This is a genomic window from Streptomyces sp. TLI_105, assembly GCF_900105415.1.
GTDB lineage: Bacteria > Actinomycetota > Actinomycetes > Streptomycetales > Streptomycetaceae > Streptomyces.
In genome coordinates this window covers 6,945,583-6,964,071 of the sequence record NZ_FNSM01000001.1, presented here as the reverse complement: position 1 = coordinate 6,964,071, position 18,489 = coordinate 6,945,583, and the positions used below count along the sequence as shown (strand labels likewise).

The window sequence follows — 18,489 nt, the reverse complement described above, 5'->3', positions numbered from 1 at the left end:
TGGCCTCCGCTGCCCGACACTGAGCCGATGACGCAGCGCGTGGACCTCGCGACCGTGATGGACCGATTCGCCCTCGACGACCTGGTCACCGGCTACGCCGCGGCCGTGGACGAGGGCGACTGGAGCGCCTACCGGGGCCTGTTCGCCCCGGACGGCAGGGCCGACTACCGCGGCTCGGGCGGGATCGAGGGGCCGGCGGCGGAGGTCGCGGACTGGCTCGCCGCGACGCTGCCCCTCTTTCCCGTACGCCAGCACCTCATCGTGAACCGGCGGGTGCGGTTCCGGGAGCCGGGCGGGTACCCGGAGACCGGGGACCGGGCGGACATCGGCGCCGACTACGTCAACCCGATGCGGTTCGCCACCGGCGAGGACTTCGTCTGCGGTGGGCGCTACGCCTTCGCGGCGCGCCGCACCGCCGACGGCTGGCGGCTCTCCTCGGTCGTCGTGGACGAGCGCTGGCGCCGCGCCTGACGTGCGGTCAGGAGGCCTGGGTCAGTGCTTCGCGGACGACGCGCTCGCACAGCTCGTGGGTGAGCAGGGCGTCCCTGGCGCTGAGCACCCGGCCGTCCCGCACCGAGTCGAGGAAGGCGAGGACCGCCTGCTCGATGCCGCGCTGCCGGGCCACGGGCACCCAGTCGCCGCGGCGGCGCACGGTCGGCTGCCCCTTGTGGTCGACGACCTCGGCGAGGTTGAGGACCTGGCGTTTGGTGTCCTGCCCCGAGACCTCCAGGACCTCCTCGGTGGAGCCGTTCATCCGGTTCATCATGCCGATGGCGGTGAACCCGTCGCCGGAGAGCTGGAGCACCACGTGGTGCATGAGCCCCTCGCGGATCCGGGCGCGCACGTCGATGTGCTCGATCTCGCCGGGCAGCAGGAAGCGCAGGGTGTCGACGACGTGGATGAAGTCGTCGAGGACGAGGGTGCGGGGGTCCTCGGGCAGGCCGATGCGGTTCTTCTGGAGGAGGATCAGGTCGCGCGGGTGGTCGAGGCACTGGGCGTAGCCGGGGGCGAGGCGCCGGTTGAAGCCGACGGCGAGGCTGACGGAGCGCTTCTCGGCGAGCTCCACGATCCGCTCGGAGTCGGCGTACTCGTACGCGAGGGGCTTGTCGACGTACGTGGGGACGCCGGCTTCGATCAGCCGGCCGGCGATCTCGGCGTGGGCGGCGGTGGAGGCGTGGACGAAGGCCGCGTCGAGCCCGGCGGAGAGCAGCGAGTCGAGGTCGCGGTGGCGCCGGTCGGCGGGCAGGTGCAGGGTGTCGGCCACCCGCTCCAGGGTCGCCGGGGTGCGGGTCTGGAGGTGGAGTTCGACCCCGGGGAGGGTGCCGAGGACGGGGAGGTAGGCCTTCTGCGCGATGTCGCCGAGTCCGATGCAGCCAACCTTCACGGGGTCTCCCTTGTCGTCGTTCGCCGGCCCTGGCCGTAAGGGCCGTTCGCGCCGGTCAGCTTACGCGGACGGGTCGTCCCCCCGGCCGGGGGGAGGGGTCGCCTCCCCGGCCGGAGGGACGGGGTCGACGGGCGGGTTCCAGTCGCAGATGCCGTCGAAGCCGCGCAGGGCGAGGCCGGGCCCGAAGCGGGAGAGGGCGCCGACGGCCGCGGCGCGGAGGGCGACGGCGGGGCGGGCGGAGAGCATGGTGATCGCGCCGGTGCGGGCGGCCTTGCGGACGATGGCGGTGGTGCGCGGCAGCCGGTCGGCGGTGTACGCGGCGAGCGCGCGGCCCGGCACGAGGCCGGGGGCGGTGCGGGCGTGGTGGGCGAGGACGACGGCGTCCTCGACGGCCTGGTTGCCGCCCTGGCCGAGGCTCGGCATCATCGCGTGCGCGGCGTCGCCGAGGAGGGCGACCCTGCCCCGGTGGAAGGCGGGCAGCGGGTCGGGCAGGTGGTGGACGTCGTGCCGCAGGATCCGGTCGGGGGTGACGCCGGCGAGGATCTCGGGGACGGGGTGGTGCCAGTCCCCGAAGAGCCGGAGAAGTTCGGCCTTCTCGTCGTCGGGCGCGTGGGCGCCGGCGGGGGCCACGGCCATGGCGTACGCGTAGACCCGGCCGTCCTTGAGGGGCTGGCTGCCCCACAGCCGGCCGGCGCCCCAGGTCTCGTGCGGGGCGAAGGGCCGGGCGGGCGCGGGGACGACGACGCGCCAGCTGGTGCTGCCGGAGTAGCGGGGGCCGGGGTGGTCGGGGAAGAGGGTCCGGCGGGTCGCCGAGTGGATGCCGTCGGCGGCGATGACGAGCTCGGCCTCGATCTCGCCGCGGTCCGTGGCCCCGGCGTCCGAGACGGTGAGCCGGGCGGGGCGGTGGTCGTCGCCGGGGTCGGTGACGGTGGCGGTCACGCCGGTGCGGACGACGCCCTCGGGGAGGGCGGAGGTGAGGATGTCGACGAGGGTGGCCCGGTGGAGGAGGACGAGGGGGCCGCCGAAGCGGGCGGCGGCGGCCTTGGCGTCGGTGCGGGAGAGCCAGCGGCCGCCGGGGGTGCGCATGCCGCCGTCGCCCTGCCAGGCGGAGAGCTCGCGGACGCGGTGGCCGAGGCCGAGGACGTCGAGGGCGCGCTGGGCGTTGGGGGCGAGGGCGATGCCGGCGCCCACGGGGGCGAGGTCGGTGGCGCGTTCGAGGAGGGTGACCTGCCAGCCGCGCCGGTTCAGGGCGACGGCGGCGGTGAGTCCGCCGATGCCGGCTCCGATGACGACGGCACGGTGCTGCTGTTCCATGGCTGCTCCTCGGTTCGGGCGGTCGGGACGGTGGGACGGGCGGGACGGGTCGGGTCGGGTCGGCCAGACCGGGTCTGGAACTACAGGTGTAGTGACCCTTCCGTCGCGACGGTACTACAGGTGTAGTCACGCCGGTAGTAGGTTGTCCCCATGACTCGCGCCACCACCCGGACCCCCGCCCCGGAGCCCTCCGCCTCCCGCGCCGAACGGATCGGCGACGCCGCGCTCGCCCTCCTCGTCGAGCGCGGGATGCGGGGCCTGACCCACCGTGCCGTGGACGAACGGGCCGGACTGCCGCAGGGTTCGACGTCCAACCACGCCCGCACCCGCCAGGCCCTCCTGGAGACGGCCGTGCGGCGCCAGGTCCAGCGGGAGGCCGAGGTCCTCACCCCACACGAGCTGCCCGGCCCGGAGAGCGGCGGCGACGCGCTGGTCGACGCGCTCGCCCTCGCCCTGCACCGCTACCTCACCGACCACCGCTCCCTGCTCGTCTCCCGCTACGAGCTGGCCCTGGAGGCCACCCGCCGGCCCGAACTGCGCGCCTTCTTCGACTCGGCCGGCTCCACGTTCCACACCCCGCTGATCGCGATGATGGCGGCGGCCGGTTCCGCGGAGCCCGAACGGCACGCGCTCTCGCTGATCGCCTGGAGCGAGGGCCTGATGTTCTCCTGCGCGGCGGGCTCCTTCCACGCGGCCGTGCCGAGCCGCGCCGAACTGCGCATCGGCTTCGACGAGTTGCTGCGCGGCATGCTCGGAGACCTCGCCTGACGCGGGCGGTGGACGGCGGGCCGGGCAGATCGCGGAACCCCTGGGCGGTGTCGTGCCGGTCGGGCGGGCTCGCGACGCCCGACCGGCACGAGACCCCCTGGCGCCGCCCGCGATCATGGGAGACGATGCCGCCCATGACCACCGAACGCACCGACACCATCCCGCGCGTCGACCCGGCCACCACCACGGGCGAGCGCGAGGCGCTGGAGCAGTGGCTCGACTTCCACCGCGCGACCCTCGCGATGAAGTGCGAGGGGCTCGACGACGCCCAGCTGCGCACCCCGTCCGCCCCGCCCTCGGACCTCAACCTCCTTGGCCTGGTCCGGCACATGGCCGAGGTCGAGCGCGGCTGGTTCCGCCGCGTCCTGGCCGGCGAGAAGGCGGAGTGGATCTACTCGACGGAGGAGGACCGCGACGGGGACATCCACGTCACGGACGAGGACACCTACGAGGAGGCCCACGCCACCTGGCAGGCCGAGATCGCCCACGCGCGCACCCTGGCCGCCGGCCGTGACCTCGACGACCTGGGCGTGGGCGAGCACCGCACCGGCGAGACCTTCAACCTCCGGTGGATCTACCTCCACATGATCGAGGAGTACGCCCGCCACAACGGTCACGCGGACCTCATCCGCGAGCGCATCGACGGCGCGACCGGGGACTGACCCCGGCCGGACCGGTCAAGACCGGGCCCCGCACGGCTCACCCGTGCGGGGCATTCCCCGCCGGTAGGGGCGCGAAGATCGCGTACGGACCAGCAGAGTTGCGCGGGTGCATGGAACCCGAACAACAGCGAAGATCCTGGTCGGAGCGGCGGTCGCCGCCCTGGCGGGCTGCGTCTCGGTGGACGCCCCGCCGACGGCACCCGCCCCCGTCTCCGCGCCCGCGGCCGACACCGCCCCCGCCCAGGACGTGGCACCGCAGATCGTCGAGGGCCCGGCCCGCGAGGCCCTCGAGGCGGCGCTCCCCGCTCCCCCGCCGTCCGCCGCGCCCCGCGCGACACCTCCGGCGGGGCAGCACCGGCGGGCGGTGACGCCTCCCCGCCCGGAGAGACCGCACCCCGCCCCCGTACCGCGACAGCGTGAGCATCCGCGCCCGGTGGCCCGGCCGGACCTTCCCGTGCTGCCGGAGCTCACGGAGCTGCCGAGGAACCCGCCGGTCTCCCGGGCGGACGTCTGCGACCTGGGCGAGCGGTACGGCGGCTGGGACCCCGACAGCGCCCAGGCCAGGATCTGTCACGGCGCGTACGGCCGGTGAACCTCCCCACCGGGTCGGTCACGCGTCCCTGAGCCGCAGCTCCAGACGCTCGATCGCGGCCCGTACCCCGTTCCCGTAGCCGTCGTCGTCGAGATGGTCCGAGGCGGCGCGGGCCCGGTCCAGATGGACCCGCGCGGCGTCGGGCCGTCGGAGCTTGACGTAGTCCGCGGCCAGGTTCAGATGGAGCGAGGGGTACAGCGCCCGGAGGGCGGCCGCCGAGTCGTGCGCGGCGAGCCGCTCCTCGGCGAGCCCTTCGGCCGCGCTCAGCGCCCGCAGGTCCCAGGCCAGCTCGGTGTCGGGATCGTCCTGGGCGTCGGCCATGTAGTGCGCGAGGGTGCAGCGGTGCAGGGGGTCGCCGTCCGGGCCGATCTGCTGCCACAGCAGCCCGAAGCGGTTGCGGGCCTCCTCGCGGTCGCCGCCGTGGAGCAGCATCATGGCCTGCCCGATCCTGGTCATGACCCCGTCGTCCGACACCTGCTGCTGCTCGGTCACCGCGACCTCCACCCGCTCACCCACTGGGAATGACGACGCTAGCCGCACCCGGCCCGGATCGGGCCGAGGCTCAGCCGAGGTCCGGGATGCGCCAGTCGATCGGCTCGTGTCCCTGGGCCGCGACGGCCGCGTCGATCTGGGTGAAGGGCCGCGAGCCGAAGAACTTCTTCGCCGACAGCGGCGAGGGGTGCGCGCCCTTCACCACGACGTGCCGCTCCTCGTCGATGAGCGGCAGCTTCTTCTGCGCGTAGTTGCCCCACAGGACGAAGACGGCGGGGTCGGGGCGGGAGGCGACGGCGGTGATCACCGCGTCGGTGAACTTCTCCCAGCCCTTGTTCTTGTGCGAGTTCGCCTCGCCGGAGCGGACCGTCAGCACGGCGTTGAGCAGGAGGACGCCCTGCTCGGCCCACGGCATCAGATAGCCGTTGTCCGGGATCGGGTGGCCGAGCTCCTCGTGCATCTCCTTGTAGATGTTCCGCAGGGAGGGCGGCGTCTTCACACCCGGGCGGACGGAGAAGCAGAGGCCGTGGCCCTGCCCCTCGCCGTGGTAGGGGTCCTGACCGAGGATCAGGACCTTCACCTTGTCGTACGGGGTGGCGTCGAGGGCGGCGAAGACCTCGTCCTTCGGCGGGAAGACCGGCCCCTTGGCGCGCTCCTCCTCGACGAACTCGGTGAGCTGGGCGAAGTACGGCTTCTGCAGCTCCTCGCCGAGGACACCCCGCCAGGACTCGGGCAGCATGCTGGTGTCGGTCACGGTCAACAACCTCCGGTGGACGTTCCTGTTACTCCGTCCGAAAACCTACCGGGGGCCACTGACAGTGGCCCCCGCAGGCCCGCTACCAGCTGGCGCGGCGGCTCAGCTCCCACATCTGCATGACCGTCTGCGGGTCGAGGGCGCGCTCGCTGCCGCCGATGTCCTCCCCGGCCGCGATGTACAGCTTGCCCTGCCACAGGGGCAGCAGCCGGACGTCCTGGACCAGGATCTCCTGGGCCTCCACGAACTCGTCCGTGACGGTCCCGCGGTCGCTCTCGCGGCGGGACTTCGGCAGCAGTTCGTTGGTGATCCGGGAGCTCTCGTAGGGCGTGCCTAGGACGTTCTCCTTGCCCACGAAGGGGGCGACGAAGTTGTCCGGGTCCGGGAAGTCGGGGAACCAGCCGCGGCCGAAGACCGGGTACTCGCCCTTCTGGTAGCCCGCCTGGAACTCCTTCCAGGGCTTGCCGTGCAGGGTGACCTTGAAGAGGCCGGACTCCTCCAGCTGCCGCTTGAGCTCGGTGAACTCGGCGGCCGTCGAGGAGCCGTACCGGTCGGTGGTGTACCAGAAGTCCAGCTCGACGGGGTCGGTGATGCCGGCGCTGCGGAGGATCTTCTTCGCCTTCTCCTCGTTGGGCGAGCCGAAGCGGTCGAAGAACTTGGTGGTGTGGGCGGCGATGCCCTTGGGCACCATCGAGTACAGGGGCTCGGCGGTGCCCTGGTAGACCTTGTTGACCAGTTCGTCGCGGTCGACGAGCTGGGCGATGGCCTTGCGGACGGGCAGCTTGGCGACGGACTTGTCCTGGGTGTTGAAGACCAGGTAGCGGATGTCGGCGCCGGTCGACTCGACGAGCTGGAGGCCCTTGTTCTCCGGCTTGTCCTCCTGGAGGGCGACGACCTCCTCGGCGGTGAGGCCGCGGTAGGTGGCGTCGATCTCCTTCTTGCGGAGGGCGGCGACCATGGCGTCGGAGGCGTCGAAGTACCTGATCGTGACGCCGCCGTTCTTGCGGTCGGCGAAGCCCTTGTAGGTGGGGTTCTTCGTCAGCTCCGCCGTCTCGCGCTCGGTGTACGAGTCGAGGACGTACGGGCCGGAGCCCATGACCTTGCCGTCCTTGCGGAGCTGGTCGGCCGGGTACTCGGCGGGGTCCACCAGCGACATCGCGGGGGTGGCGAGCACGAAGGGGAAGGTGGCGTCCGACTTGTTGAGCCGGAAGACGACGGTGCGGTCGCCGACGGTGTCGATCTTGTCGAGCGAGCCGAGCATGCCGTTCGGGCCGCCCTTGTGGTTGATCGTGCGGATGCGCTCGATCGAGTACTGGACGGCCTTGGCGTCCAGTTTGTGCCCGTTGGAGAAGGTCAGGCCCTCCACGAGCTTGCATTCGAAGACCCGACTGGAGGTGTCCGTGAACTTGCAGTCGGCGGCGTCCGACTGCGGGGTGGTGCTGCCCGTCGGGAAACTCACCAGGGTCTGGAAGACATTCCGGAAAAGCTCCCAGGAATTGTCCCAGGCGGCGGCCGGATCAAGCGTGGTGGGAGAACTCGTCGTGCCGACGACGATTCTCTGCTCCCCGGCGGATTCGCTGTCCGAGAAGACACCGCATCCGGTTACCAGGGATATGGACACAAGGGCTGCAGCGGCCTGCAGACTGGTCCGGTTGAACACGTGCACGCTCCTCGTTCAGCCAGGGGTCGGCCGACGATACCGCAGCACCCCGCCAGGTCAATGTTCGAGCCCGCCGGGGCACTTGAGGCATTCAGCGCACAACCGGGGTCAATCCGGACAAGAGAATCCGGAAAGTGTCCGGTTATCGGTCACCCGACTCCGGCGTTCAGGAAAATGCCGCCGTCGACGACGAGCGTCTGGCCGGTGATCCACTCCGACTGTGACGAGGTGAGGAAGGCCGCCGCCCCGCCGATGTCCTCGGGCTCGCCGAGCCGGCCGAGCGGATAGGCGGCGGCCGCCTCCGCCTCGCGGCCCTCGTAGAGCGGCCGCGCGAATTTCGTCTTCACGACGGCCGGAGCGATCGCGTTGACCCGCACGACCGGCGCGAATTCATGCGCCAGCTGAAGGGTCAGATTGATCATCGCGGCCTTGCTCATTCCGTATGCGCCGACGAAAGGCGAGGCGGAGACGCCGGCGATCGAGGCGATGTTCACGATCGCCCCGCCGTGCTCCTTCTGCCAGGCGTGCCAGCTCCGCTGGGCGAAACCGAGCGCGGAGATCACATTCGTCTCGAACACCTTGCGGGCCACTCCGAGGTCCATGTCCGCGATGGGCCCGAACACGGGATTCGTGCCGGCGTTGTTGACCAGGAAGTCCAGACGGCCGAAACCGTCCATGGCCGCCTCGACGGCGGCGGCCTGGTGGGCCTCGTCGTGCGCCTTGCCGGGGACGGCGATGACCCGGTCGACCCCGAGCCTCTCGACGGCCTCCTTGAGGGCCTCCTCGCCGCGTCCGGTGATGACGACCCGGTCGCCGCGGGCGACGAGGGCCTCGGCGACGCCGTAGCCGATGCCCCGGCTGGCGCCGGTGACGAGGGCGACCTTGCCGGAGGGCTCCGGCCGTTCCTGTGCGCTCATGCGCGCCTCCTCCTCTCGCTGTCGGTCGTCAGTTGAGCGGGCCGCCGGCCACGTACATGACCTGGCCGGAGACGAAGCCGGCGTCGTCGCCCGTGAAGAACGCGATCGCGTTGGCGACGTCCTCGGGGCGGCCGACCCGCGCCACCGGGATCATGGAGGCGGCGGCCGCCTGGAACTCCTCGAAGCCCATGCCGACGCGCTCGGCGGTCTGCGCGGTCATCTCGGTGACGATGAAGCCCGGGGCGACGGCGTTGGCGGTGACGCCGAACTTGCCGAGCTCCTTGGCGAGGGTCTTGGTGAAGCCCTGCAGACCCGCCTTGACGGCCGAGTAGTTGGCCTGGCCGCGGTTGCCGAGCGCCGAGGAGGAGGAGAGGGAGACGATCCGGCCGAAGCCCGCGTCCACCATGTGCTTCTGGACGGCCTTCGCCATCAGGAAGGCGCCCTTGAGGTGGACGTTCATGACGATGTCCCAGTCGGACTCGGACATCTTGAAGAGCAGGTTGTCGCGGAGCACGCCCGCGTTGTTGACGAGGATCGTCGGCGCGCCGAGCTCGGCGGCGACCCGCGCGACGGCGGCCTCCACCTGCGCGCCGTCCGAGACGTCGCAGCCGACCGCGAGGGCGGTGCCGCCCGCGGCGGTGATCTTCTCGACGGTGTCCTTGCAGGCCGCCTCGTCGAGGTCGAGCACGGCGACGGCGCGGCCCTCGGCCGCCAGGCGGAGCGCGGTGGCCGCGCCGATGCCCCGTGCGGCACCCGTGACAATGGCTACGCGCTGCTCGGTGGTGGACATGCTTGGTTCTCCTCGCCGTTGGATCGTCCCTGGTGGCGGCCGAACCGTCCGTCCGCTCCTGCGTCCCGCACATGAGCGACCGCTTAGTATCGTCCGCAGGACGAGACGCTAGAAGCCCTGGCACCCGGTGTCAACGGCCCACCGGGTGCACCAGGTCACTCCCTTTGCCCCTACCGGACGAGCTACCGGACGAGAAGGTCGAGCAGGCGTTCCACCTCGGCCTCGGGGTCGGCGGTCAGACCCGTGTGGACGGGCCCCGGCTGCACGACCGTGGAGCGCGGCGCGATCAGCCAGCGGAAGCGCCGTCCCGCGTCGTCGCGCGCGGCCTGACCCGCCGCGTCGCCGCCCAGACAGACCCCCTCGACGGCGCGCAGCGCGGCCCGCACGCCGGTCACGTCGGCCGCCGGGTCGAGCACCGTCAGCTTGGCCTCGTCGAGATGCGTACGGGCGGCCACGAAGGACCGGGCGCGGCAGTAGACGACCACTCCCGCGTTGAAGCACTCGCCGCGCTCCACCCGGGGCACGACGCGCAGCAGCGCGTACTCGAAGACATCGCGGTCGGTCACGTCGTGCTGTCCTTCTCGGTGGTGTGCTTCCGGGGGGCGAGGCGTTCGGCGAGCCAGCCGGGCGGCTGCTGCGGCCGGCTCTCGGTGCGCGGCCCGAGCGTGATCCGCTCGTGGATGGTGGCGGCGCGCGGCAGCAGCGCCGAGACGTACGCGGCGCGCACCTCGTCCGTGCCGTCGAAGCCGGGCTCGTCGACGAGCCACTCGTCGGGGACGTCGGCGGTGACCTCCTCCAGGAGCTCGCGGGTGACGAGCGGAGCGAGCTCGGCGGCCGCGGCGGCGACGTCCGGGGCGAAGGGGGCGAGCGCGTGGTCGGAGGCGTCGTACGGCTTCGCGGCGGAGGCCTGGGCGCCCGGCCAGTTGTGGTGCCAGATCATGGTGGCGCCGTGGTCGATGAGCCACAGGTCGCCGTGCCAGACGAGCATGTTCGGGTTGCGCCAGGAGCGGTCGACGTTGTTGATCAGCGCGTCGAACCAGACGACCCGGCCGGCCTCCCGGGGGTCGACCTCGTACGCGAGCGGGTCGAAGCCCAGCGAGCCGGGCAGGAAGTCCATGCCCAGGTTGAGGCCGCCGCTCGCCTTGAGCAGCTCCTGCACCTCCTGGTCGGGTTCGGAGAGCCCGATGACGGGGTCGAGCTGGATGGTGACGAGCTCCGGCACCCGCAGGCCCAGTCTCCGGGCGAGCTGCCCGCAGACGACCTCGGCGACCAGGGTCTTGCGCCCCTGGCCGGCGCCGGTGAATTTCATGACGTACGTGCCGAGGTCGTCGGCCTCGACGATGCCCGGGAGCGAGCCGCCCTCACGCAGCGGCGTCACATAGCGGGTAGCGGTGACTTCGGTGAGCATCCGGCCAGGCTATCGACTCGCGCCGCCGCCACCGGCACGCGAGGGCTCCGCCCGACCGACGAGGCACCCCCTAGCCCACGCGGCGCCGCCTGTCAGTCCGCAATCTTCCGGGGTCACCCCGGCCCGGTGCCGTTGCTACGTTCCCGACCGTCGTCCCGCTTCGACCCGGAGGTCACGTTGAGCGCGAAGAACCCCACCCGCCGGAACATCCTCAAGACCGCCGGCGGCCTCTCGGCCGCGTTGGCCCTGGGCGGCGGAGGAGTCCTGGCCGCGGCGGGACCGGCCTCCGCCGTCGGGGACGGCTTCGGGCTGCGCATCGTGGACCGCAACGAGGCCGACCCGCGCATGTGGTACTACCGCTTCTCGACGAGCGCGATCGGCTGGAACCCCGGCGTCAACGTGCTCCTGCCCGACGACTACCACTGGAGCGGTCGCACGTACCCGGTGCTCTACCTCCTCCACGGCGGCGGCACGGACCAGGACTTCATCACCTTCGACCGCGAGGGCGTCCGTGACTGGACCGCGGGCAGGCCGATCATCGTCGTCATGCCCGACGGCGGGCACGCGGGCTGGTACTCGAACCCCGTGAGCTCCAACGTCGGCCCGCGGAACTGGGAGCAGTTCCACATCTCGCAGCTCATCCCGTGGATCGACGCCAACTTCCGTACGTACGCCGAGTACGACGGCCGTGCCGTGTCCGGCTTCTCGATGGGCGGCTTCGGCGCGCTGAAGTACGCCGCCAAGTACTACGGCCACTTCGCCTCGGTGAGCGCCCACTCCGGGCCGGCCAGCCTGCGCCGGGACAACGGCCTCGTGGGTCACTGGGCCAACGCGAGCTCGGCGGCGCTCGACCTGAACGGCGGCACGATCTACGGGGCGCCGTTCTGGGACGAGGCCCGGGTCAGCGCGGACAACCCGGTGCAGCGGATCGAGAGCTACCGCAACAAGCGGGTCTTCCTGGTCGCCGGCACCAGCCCCGACCCGATCAACTGGTTCGACACGGCCAACGAGACCCAGGTGCTCGCGGGACAGCGGGAGTTCCGCTCCCTGCTGGGCAACGCGGGCATCCCGCACGAGTGGTACGAGCTGCCCGGCGGCCACTTCATCCGCCACGACATGATGCAGCGGGACATCGACGGCGTCATCGACCGGCTCCGCAAGGCGTGAGCGGATGCGTACCGGACTCTCCCGACGCGCGCTGAGCCGGCTCCTCGCGGCGACGGCCGCCCTGCTGCCCGCGCTGGTCGCCACGACCCCGGCCACGGCCGACGTCTCCGCCTCGGCGTGTCCGGCCGCCGGCTTCGTGAGCCAGCCGTTCCACAGCGGCCACAACGGCGTCGACATCGCCAACGACACCGGGACCCCGATCTACGCCGTGGGCGACGGCGTGGTGACCATCTCCGGCTACGCCAGTGACTACGGCCAGTGGATCCGCGTCCAGCACCCGGACGGCAAGACCTCCGAGTACGGTCACATGTACCAGCGGGACGTCTCCGTCGGCGACCATGTCGTGGCCGGTCAGCGGATCGCCCTGATGGGTGCCGAGGGCAACGCGGACGGGCCCCACCTCCACCTGCGGATCTGGGGGGACCTGTCCCTCTCGTACGGCATCGACCCCGAGGTCTACCTCGCGGAGGGCGGCGTGGTGCTGCCCTGCGTCCCGGGCAGCGGTCCGCGCCCCAAGCCCCTGGTGCACCCGGCGGAGTCGGGCCGGGTGGTGTCGGCGCGGTCGGCGGACGGGCGCCTGGAGGTCTTCGCCGCCGGGGCGGACGGAGTCCACCACGCCTGGCAGCGGGAGGCGAACCGCGACTGGTCGGAGTGGGAGCGGCTCGGCGGACCGGTGAACGCCCAGCTGGCGATCGCGCCGAACGCGGACGGCCGTCTGGAGGTGTTCGCCATCGACGGGAGCACCTTCCGGCACCGCTACCAGCTCTCCCCCTCGGGCGGTTGGTCCGACTGGGAGGACTTCGGCGGCGGCGGTCGTGACATCGCGGCCGGCGTGAACGCCGACGGCCGCATCGAGGTCTTCGCCTCCGGGCCGGTCGGCGTGTTCCACCGGTACCAACGGGAGCCGAACGGCGGCTGGTCGGGATGGGAGCCGACCGGGGGCGGTCCCGCCGACGGCCGTATCGAGATGGAGAAGTCGTCCGACGGACGCCTCGAGGTCTTCGCCCTCGGCGGGAGCACCTTCCAGCACCAGTACCAGACGTCCCCGAGCGGCGGCTGGTCCGCGTGGGAGGACTTCGGCGGCGGCGGTCACGACCTCACGGTCGACCACAACGCCGACGGCCGCATCGAGGTCTTCGCCTCCGGGCCGGTCGGCGTGTTCCACAAGTACCAGACGGGTGCCGGAAGTTGGTCGGGATGGGAGGGGACCGGCGGCCCCGCCGACTCCCAGCTCAGCAGCGAGCGCACCGCCGACGGCCGCGTCGAGGTCTTCGCCATGAACGGCGACACGGCCATGCACACCTGGCAGACCGGGGTGAACGCGCCCTACGGCGCGTGGGAGACCTTCGGCGGCGGCGGCACCGAGGTCACCGCGACCTCCGACGCCGACGGCCGGATCGAGGTCTTCGGCACCAGCCACGCCGGCACGTACCACGTCTGGCAGACCGGCTTCTCGACCTGGTCCTCCTGGGTCTGGGTCAACGGCACCGCGGGACCCGCGCTCGACTGATCCCCCTCCCCTCCCCCATCCCCCCATCCCCTCGGACCGATCCCCGACCGCCGCCCCTCCGCCCCTCGGCCGGCCGAGCCCGTACGGCACGGCCGGCCGAGGGGTCCCCCTGGAGAGACTCATGCTTCCGATCAGCAGACGGAACCTGCTGCGCGGCGCCGCTGGTCTCGGCGCGCTCTCGGCCCCGGGCGCCGCCCGTGCCGTGGCCGCGGCCCCCGGGGCCGTCCCGCCCGCCCGCTGGATCGGCGCGGGACCCTTCGCCCACGTCCACGACCCCTCCACCCCCGCCGGACCGCGCTACCTCAACGACCACACGCTGATCCGGGCCCAGGGCCGCTGGCATCTGTTCGGCATCGTCGGAAACAGCGCCCCGCGCGGCGAAGCCCCGGACAGCTCCGCGGAGACCTCCTTCGCCCACGCCTCCGCGCCGACCCCGCAGGGCCCGTGGACCACCCATCCCGACGCGCTCACCGTCGCACCGTCCTACTTCGGCGAGGAACACCTGTGGGCGCCGCACGTCGTCGAGGCGGGCGGCCGGTTCTGGATGTTCTACGCCGCGGGAGGCGCCGCAGGCAGCGGCGGCGCGGCGATCAACCTCGCCACCTCGACCGACCTGTTCGACTGGACCCGCGAGCCGTCCGGGCCGCTGTTCCGGGGGCTCGCCGCACGGGACCCGATGGTCCTGCGGGTCGGCGGCGAGTGGGTCATGTACTACACCGAGCTCTCGGGCCCGGGCGGCCACCATGTGGTGGCCTACCGGCGGTCCGCCGATCTGGTGCGCTGGAGCGAGCCGGGCGTCGCGTTCACCGACGCGAGCACGGACACCACCGTCTCGGTCACCGAGTCCCCGTACGTCGTCGAACGGGACGGCTGGTACTACCTGTTCATCGGACCGCGCAACGGTTACACGGGCACCGATGTGCTCGCCTCGCGCGACCCGTTCCGCTTCGACCTCACCGGCCCCGCCGGCCATGTCGCCGGTCACGCGGTGGAGGTCTTCGCCGACGGGGACGCGTGGTACGCGAGCGCGGCGGGCTGGTTCGGGCAGGGTCTGTACGTCGCGCCGCTGGACTGGCGCGACACGCCTCCGCCCTGGCAGAGCCCGGACAACCCGGTGACGGGGCTCGACGTCGACGGCCGGCTCACGGTGTTCGCGCTCGACGCCGTCGACCGCTCGATGCTGCGGCGCGTGCAGCTCGACGCGAGCACCGACACCTGGTCGGAATGGGAGGCCTTCGGAGGGCCCGCCGGCGCGGTTCCCACGCTCGGGCGGAACACCGACGGCCGCCTGGAGGTGTTCTCGCTCGCGCCGGGAGGCGCCAACCTGCACCACCGGGTGCAGCGGCCGGACGGCGGCTGGTACGACTGGGAGGAGTTCGGCGGCCCGGCGGGAGCGGCGCCCGCCGTCGCCCGCGACGCCGGCGGCCGGCTCCAGGTCTTCGCGTCGGGTCCCGGCGCCGCCTCCTTCGCCCGGCGACGCCAGCGGTCACCCGGGGCGACGGCCTGGGAGGCGTGGGAGCCCGGCTTCGGCGGCGCCGCCGGCGCCCCGCCGGCGGTGGCGGCCAACGCCGACGGCCGGTTGGAGGTGTTCGTCCTCGCGGTCGGCGGCTCCGGGATCCGCCACCGGTGGCAGGAGTTCCCCGACGGTCCCTGGACCGGCGCCTGGCACGCCTTCGGCACCGCCGCCGGCACCGCGCCGCGGGTGGCCGGGGACGGCAGCGGCCGGCTGACCGTCGTCGCCGTCGGACCGTCCGGGGCGGGGACGTTCCACCGGCGGCAGACCGTGCCGAGCGGCGGCTGGGACGACTGGCAGCCGCTGTTCGGCTGGAGCGCGGCCGCCCCGGCGCTCGCCGCCGACGCCGACGGCCGCCTGGAGGCGTTCTCCCTGTCTCCGGGCGGCGCCCGGCTCGTCCACCGCCGGCAGACGGCCCCGGGCGGGAGCTGGGACCCCGGCGCGGAGTTCGGCGAGCCCGGCACCGGGCTCGCCGCCACCCCCGCGGTCGCGCTCGACGCCACCGGGCGGCTGCACGTGTTCGCGGTCACCTCGGACGGCCGGGTACGGACCCGCGTCCAGGACCGGCCGAGCGGAGGGTGGCGCCCGTGGACGGCCTTCGGCGACCGCCCGGTGGCGCCCCTCGTGTCGGGCAGCCCCGCACTCTGAGTACGCGCCGCGCAGCGCTCCGTACGGATTGCGCCAATGTACGGGCGGCCGAGCAGAGCTCCGAGCACCTGACGAACCTCCCGGATCACCCCTTACCCTCCCTCCGGGCGCGGTGACTTGCCCCACCTTGCGCGGGGCGCGGGGAACCGACCGCGTCCGGGGCGCGAAGGCGCTCCCCGCGCGCCCCGGCCGTCGGCTCCGGCCGATCGCCTCCCCGGCCTCCGCGCCGGCTCCTCGGCCGATCGGCACCGCAGAGGGCCGAAAACGGCATCAAATCGCCGCTCCGACACGGCGATGGGGTGGCCTGGGTCACAGCGGCGGACGGCGCCGCGAGCCGTGGCCGCGAGGGCCCCGGGAGGACCCGGCGGTGGCTTCTCCGCGCCGCCGGAGCACCCGCCGGGGGTCGACCGCCGGCCCCTCTGACGGGTCCCGGCCGAAGTGGCCGAAGCACGCCGGTGAACTCACCTGACCCGTGAGTATCGTTCCGCTCGTCCGACAACCGCGACGGGACGAAGAGGGGGAGCGGTGAGCGGCGTAGTCGTCCATCTGCCGCGCGGAAGCGGTGGCGCCGACGGCGGCGAACCGTACGGCGACGCGGTCACGTTGCGACTCGGTCCCGGCCAGGTCGCCCGCTTCGGACGGGGCTCCACGACGACTCCGGTCGAGCTCCGTCTCGCGGACGCGGCCATCTCCCGGCTCGCCGGGGAGATCCGTGCGACCGACGACCACTGGCAGCTGACGAACCACAGCAGCACCCACAGTTACCTGGTGGAGAACCCCGAGGGAGCGGGCGAGTACCTGCGGGTCCCGCCGCGACGCGTCGGAGCGCCCGTCCCGTTCGAGTTCTCCCGCGTGGTGCTGCCCACCCGCGGCGATCTCACGGTCTCCTTCCAGGTCTTCGCCCCCGACCACGTCTATCTGGATCCGGACGCGACGGGCGCTCCCTGGGGCAGTCGCACGGTCACCGCGTACTCCCTGGACGAGTCGGCCACGTACTTCCTCGTGCTCGTCGCGCTGTGCGAACCCCGGCTGCGCGACCAGTCCCGCGTGGCGGTGCCCACCACGCCGCAGATCGTGGAGCGGCTCAGGGGGCACGTCACCGGCGGCACCCTGACCGCGCGGGCCATCAGCTCGCACATCGACTACCTCGCCGAGGAGAAGCTGCGCCTCGGCGGCCTCGACGCCCAGGAGCCCGGCAAGGGCGAGCGCCGCAACGGCAAGCGGGAGGAGATCGTCGGGCTCGCGCTGCGGTTCGGTCTGGTGCGGGAGGAGCATCTCGCGCTGCTGCCGTCCCTGGCTGGGGGCGGCGGGCGGGAGCGGCAGAGGTCGCGATGACGGCGCCGCGCGGCCCGGACGACACCACGGGACTCGACCGTACGGACCTGCTCCCGCCCGGCCGGCGGGTGGGCGACTGGGTGGTCACCGAGCTGATCGGGGCCGGGGGCTGGTCCACGGTGTACGCGGCGCGGCCGGCGGAGGAGCACCGCGACCGCTCCGGCCGGGCGTCGGACCCCGAGGAGGTCGCGCTCAAGATCATGCCGACCGCCGGGCTCGCGCCCCGGCAGGCCCGCAGGATCGTGGAATCCGCCCGCCGCGAGGTCGAACTGGGGCGCAGGGCCGGGCATCCCCGGCTGATCGGCCTCCGGGAGTCCTTCGTCCTCGCCGCGCCGGAGCTGCCGGCCGTGGACGGTGCGATCGTGCTGGTCATGGAGCGGGCCACGGGCAGCCTGCGCGAACTCCTCGACGCGGGGGTGTCCGAGGCCGATCGCGGCCGGCTGATCGCGGGGATCTGCGAGGGCCTGGCCCATCTCCACCGCTCGGGCTGGGTGCACGCCGACCTCAAACCGGAGAACGTCCTGCTGGGCAAGGACGGTTCGGTGAAGCTCTCGGACTTCGGCCTCGCCACGGAGCTGACCGGGACGCACGGGTACGTGCCTCCCATGGGCACGCTCGACTACCTCCCGCCCGAGCGGTGGAGGGCGCCCCTGGGGGAGCTCGGGGTGCAGGTCCGGCCGAGTGCCGACATCTGGGCGCTGGGAGTCGTCGTCCACGAGGTGTTCGCCGCCGGCGCCTCGCCGTTCCCCGGCGCCACACCGGTGGCGCGGGGCGCCGCCGTGCAGGAGTACGGCGAGGGGCGTGCGCCGCTGCGCATGGACCACGCGGTGCCGCCGTTCTGGCGTGCGCTGGCCGCCGACTGTCTGGCCCCGACGCACGCGGCGCGTGCCCCGCACACGGCCGAGAGCCTGCTCGCCCGCATCGCCGCCCGGGAGAGCACACGGGAGGGCACCCGGGAGGCGGGGCTGTACGACGTGGGGACGCGGGGTCCGGGGACCCGCGGCGCCGGGGCCCGGCCGCCACGGGGACGGGCCCGCGCGGTCGTCCTCGCCGCCGTGCTCTGCGGGGCCGTCGGCGCGACCCTGTGGTCGGACACGGTGCGGGAGGGCCCGTCCGCCGCGCCGGGCCGTGCGGGCGAGAGGGCCCGCGCGGTCGAGGTCTTCAACGCGGAGCGGGGCTGCCAGGGCCGCGTCGACAGGGATCCGCAGTGCAGTCTGGGCCTGGCGATCGATCCCCTGCGGCCGTACGCCGCGGGCAACGTCGTACCGACCCGGGTGTGGCACGGCGACGTCCTCACCGCCGACTGCCGGCTGCCCGACGGACAGCCCGTCATCGACGAGGAGGACCTGCAGTCCACCCTGTGGTTCCGCGTCCGGCTGCCGCGCGGCTCCACGTATCCCGTGGCCTGGCTGCCCGCCGTACGGACGAAGGACCGGCCGCCGCTGCCGGGGTGTCCCCGGCCCCCGGCCGTGCGCTGATCCGGCAGAGGCGCCGGCGGGGTCGGCCGCGTCATCGATATTTCATCGCTCCTCCCTAGCGTGACCGCGTTCGCACGCAGGCCTCACTCCAGGGAGG

The 18,489-nt window shown here is 73.2% G+C and carries 18 protein-coding genes; 9 read left to right on the top strand and 9 right to left on the bottom strand.

Annotated elements, in window-relative coordinates; all coding sequences use genetic code 11:
• Positions 1 to 27: 27 nt before the first annotated feature.
• Entirely contained in the window at positions 28 to 471 is a 444-nt protein-coding gene (locus BLW86_RS31875) for a nuclear transport factor 2 family protein (protein ID WP_093877226.1), read from the top strand.
• 7 nt (positions 472 to 478) lie between these two features.
• Here BLW86_RS31875 and BLW86_RS31870 read toward each other — a convergent pair whose 3' ends face one another.
• Positions 479 to 1,384: a Gfo/Idh/MocA family protein gene (locus tag BLW86_RS31870; RefSeq protein ID WP_093877225.1), complete on the bottom strand. Its 906-nt coding sequence runs from the start codon at positions 1,382 to 1,384 to the stop codon at positions 479 to 481.
• A 60-nt stretch (positions 1,385 to 1,444) separates the two neighbouring features.
• Complete coding sequence (locus BLW86_RS31865) at positions 1,445 to 2,698, bottom strand: FAD-dependent oxidoreductase (protein ID WP_093877224.1); 1,254 nt, start codon at positions 2,696 to 2,698, stop codon at positions 1,445 to 1,447.
• A gap of 150 nt (positions 2,699 to 2,848) precedes the next feature.
• On the opposite strand from BLW86_RS31865, the gene BLW86_RS31860 reads away from it, so the two are divergent.
• The 3 genes from BLW86_RS31860 (at position 2,849) to BLW86_RS31850 (ending at position 4,720) form a co-directional block, all read left to right on the top strand.
• Positions 2,849 to 3,466: a TetR/AcrR family transcriptional regulator gene (locus BLW86_RS31860; protein ID WP_093877223.1), complete on the top strand. Its 618-nt coding sequence runs from the start codon at positions 2,849 to 2,851 to the stop codon at positions 3,464 to 3,466.
• Positions 3,467 to 3,600: 134 nt separating this feature from the next.
• Positions 3,601 to 4,128 carry a DinB family protein gene (locus BLW86_RS31855; protein WP_093877222.1) on the top strand — a complete coding sequence of 176 codons (528 nt, stop codon included), beginning with the start codon at positions 3,601 to 3,603 and terminating at the stop codon, positions 4,126 to 4,128.
• A 106-nt stretch (positions 4,129 to 4,234) separates the two neighbouring features.
• A complete protein-coding gene (locus tag BLW86_RS31850; protein WP_093877221.1) occupies positions 4,235 to 4,720 on the top strand; it encodes a hypothetical protein in 486 nt (161 codons plus the stop codon).
• An 18-nt stretch (positions 4,721 to 4,738) separates the two neighbouring features.
• On the opposite strand, the gene BLW86_RS31845 is transcribed toward BLW86_RS31850, so the two are convergent.
• The 7 genes from BLW86_RS31845 to BLW86_RS31815 form a co-directional block, all read right to left on the bottom strand.
• Positions 4,739 to 5,212 carry a hypothetical protein gene (locus BLW86_RS31845; RefSeq protein WP_093878975.1) on the bottom strand — a complete coding sequence of 158 codons (474 nt, stop codon included), beginning with the start codon at positions 5,210 to 5,212 and terminating at the stop codon, positions 4,739 to 4,741.
• Positions 5,213 to 5,282: 70 nt separating this feature from the next.
• Complete coding sequence (gene ung / locus BLW86_RS31840) at positions 5,283 to 5,966, bottom strand: uracil-DNA glycosylase (protein WP_030686303.1); 684 nt, start codon at positions 5,964 to 5,966, stop codon at positions 5,283 to 5,285.
• Between the two features lie 82 nt (positions 5,967 to 6,048).
• The gene (locus BLW86_RS31835) at positions 6,049 to 7,626 is read right to left on the bottom strand and encodes an ABC transporter substrate-binding protein (protein WP_093877220.1); all 1,578 of its coding nucleotides are present in this window, start codon (positions 7,624 to 7,626) and stop codon (positions 6,049 to 6,051) included.
• Positions 7,627 to 7,775: 149 nt separating this feature from the next.
• Positions 7,776 to 8,543 carry an SDR family oxidoreductase gene (locus tag BLW86_RS31830; protein WP_093877219.1) on the bottom strand — a complete coding sequence of 256 codons (768 nt, stop codon included), beginning with the start codon at positions 8,541 to 8,543 and terminating at the stop codon, positions 7,776 to 7,778.
• Positions 8,544 to 8,571: 28 nt separating this feature from the next.
• Complete coding sequence (fabG, locus tag BLW86_RS31825; protein ID WP_093877218.1) at positions 8,572 to 9,333, bottom strand: 3-oxoacyl-ACP reductase FabG; 762 nt, start codon at positions 9,331 to 9,333, stop codon at positions 8,572 to 8,574.
• A 182-nt stretch (positions 9,334 to 9,515) separates the two neighbouring features.
• On the bottom strand, positions 9,516 to 9,899 hold the full coding sequence (locus BLW86_RS31820) for a DUF3037 domain-containing protein (RefSeq protein ID WP_030686313.1): 384 nt from the start codon (positions 9,897 to 9,899) through the stop codon (positions 9,516 to 9,518).
• Positions 9,896 to 10,741: a HipA family kinase gene (locus BLW86_RS31815; protein WP_093877217.1), complete on the bottom strand. Its 846-nt coding sequence runs from the start codon at positions 10,739 to 10,741 to the stop codon at positions 9,896 to 9,898. Before BLW86_RS31815 ends, BLW86_RS31820 begins: the two co-directional genes overlap by 4 nt.
• Positions 10,742 to 10,918: 177 nt before the next feature.
• Here BLW86_RS31815 and BLW86_RS31810 point away from each other — a divergent pair, with 177 nt between their 5' ends.
• The 5 genes from BLW86_RS31810 to BLW86_RS31790 all read left to right on the top strand — a co-directional run bounded on the left by BLW86_RS31810 (position 10,919) and on the right by BLW86_RS31790 (position 18,392).
• Entirely contained in the window at positions 10,919 to 11,908 is a 990-nt protein-coding gene (locus BLW86_RS31810; RefSeq protein WP_093877216.1) for an alpha/beta hydrolase, read from the top strand.
• A gap of 4 nt (positions 11,909 to 11,912) precedes the next feature.
• Positions 11,913 to 13,418: a DUF8189 domain-containing protein gene (locus BLW86_RS31805; protein ID WP_093877215.1), complete on the top strand. Its 1,506-nt coding sequence runs from the start codon at positions 11,913 to 11,915 to the stop codon at positions 13,416 to 13,418.
• 121 nt (positions 13,419 to 13,539) lie between these two features.
• On the top strand, positions 13,540 to 15,579 hold the full coding sequence (locus tag BLW86_RS31800; protein ID WP_093877214.1) for a DUF8189 domain-containing protein: 2,040 nt from the start codon (positions 13,540 to 13,542) through the stop codon (positions 15,577 to 15,579).
• A gap of 525 nt (positions 15,580 to 16,104) precedes the next feature.
• The gene (locus tag BLW86_RS31795) at positions 16,105 to 16,914 is read left to right on the top strand and encodes a serine/threonine protein kinase (protein ID WP_093877213.1); all 810 of its coding nucleotides are present in this window, start codon (positions 16,105 to 16,107) and stop codon (positions 16,912 to 16,914) included.
• A complete protein-coding gene (locus BLW86_RS31790; RefSeq protein ID WP_093877212.1) occupies positions 16,911 to 18,392 on the top strand; it encodes a serine/threonine-protein kinase in 1,482 nt (493 codons plus the stop codon). The genes BLW86_RS31795 and BLW86_RS31790 overlap by 4 nt, the downstream gene beginning before the upstream one ends.
• The last annotated feature ends 97 nt before the right edge of the window (positions 18,393 to 18,489 follow it).

Excerpts from the sequence above, each read along its gene's own strand:
- BLW86_RS31875 (WP_093877226.1), top strand. The coding sequence starts at position 28 with ATGACGCAGCGCGTGGACCTCGCGACCGTGATGGACCGATTCGCCCTC.
- BLW86_RS31865 (WP_093877224.1), bottom strand. The coding sequence starts at position 2,698 with ATGGAACAGCAGCACCGTGCCGTCGTCATCGGAGCCGGCATCGGCGGA.
- BLW86_RS31860 (WP_093877223.1), top strand. The coding sequence starts at position 2,849 with ATGACTCGCGCCACCACCCGGACCCCCGCCCCGGAGCCCTCCGCCTCC.
- BLW86_RS31855 (WP_093877222.1), top strand. The coding sequence starts at position 3,601 with ATGACCACCGAACGCACCGACACCATCCCGCGCGTCGACCCGGCCACC.
- BLW86_RS31830 (WP_093877219.1), bottom strand. The coding sequence starts at position 8,543 with ATGAGCGCACAGGAACGGCCGGAGCCCTCCGGCAAGGTCGCCCTCGTC.
- fabG (WP_093877218.1), bottom strand. The coding sequence starts at position 9,333 with ATGTCCACCACCGAGCAGCGCGTAGCCATTGTCACGGGTGCCGCACGG.
- BLW86_RS31815 (WP_093877217.1), bottom strand. The coding sequence starts at position 10,741 with ATGCTCACCGAAGTCACCGCTACCCGCTATGTGACGCCGCTGCGTGAG.
- BLW86_RS31805 (WP_093877215.1), top strand. The coding sequence starts at position 11,913 with ATGCGTACCGGACTCTCCCGACGCGCGCTGAGCCGGCTCCTCGCGGCG.
- BLW86_RS31800 (WP_093877214.1), top strand. The coding sequence starts at position 13,540 with ATGCTTCCGATCAGCAGACGGAACCTGCTGCGCGGCGCCGCTGGTCTC.
- BLW86_RS31790 (WP_093877212.1), top strand. The coding sequence starts at position 16,911 with ATGACGGCGCCGCGCGGCCCGGACGACACCACGGGACTCGACCGTACG.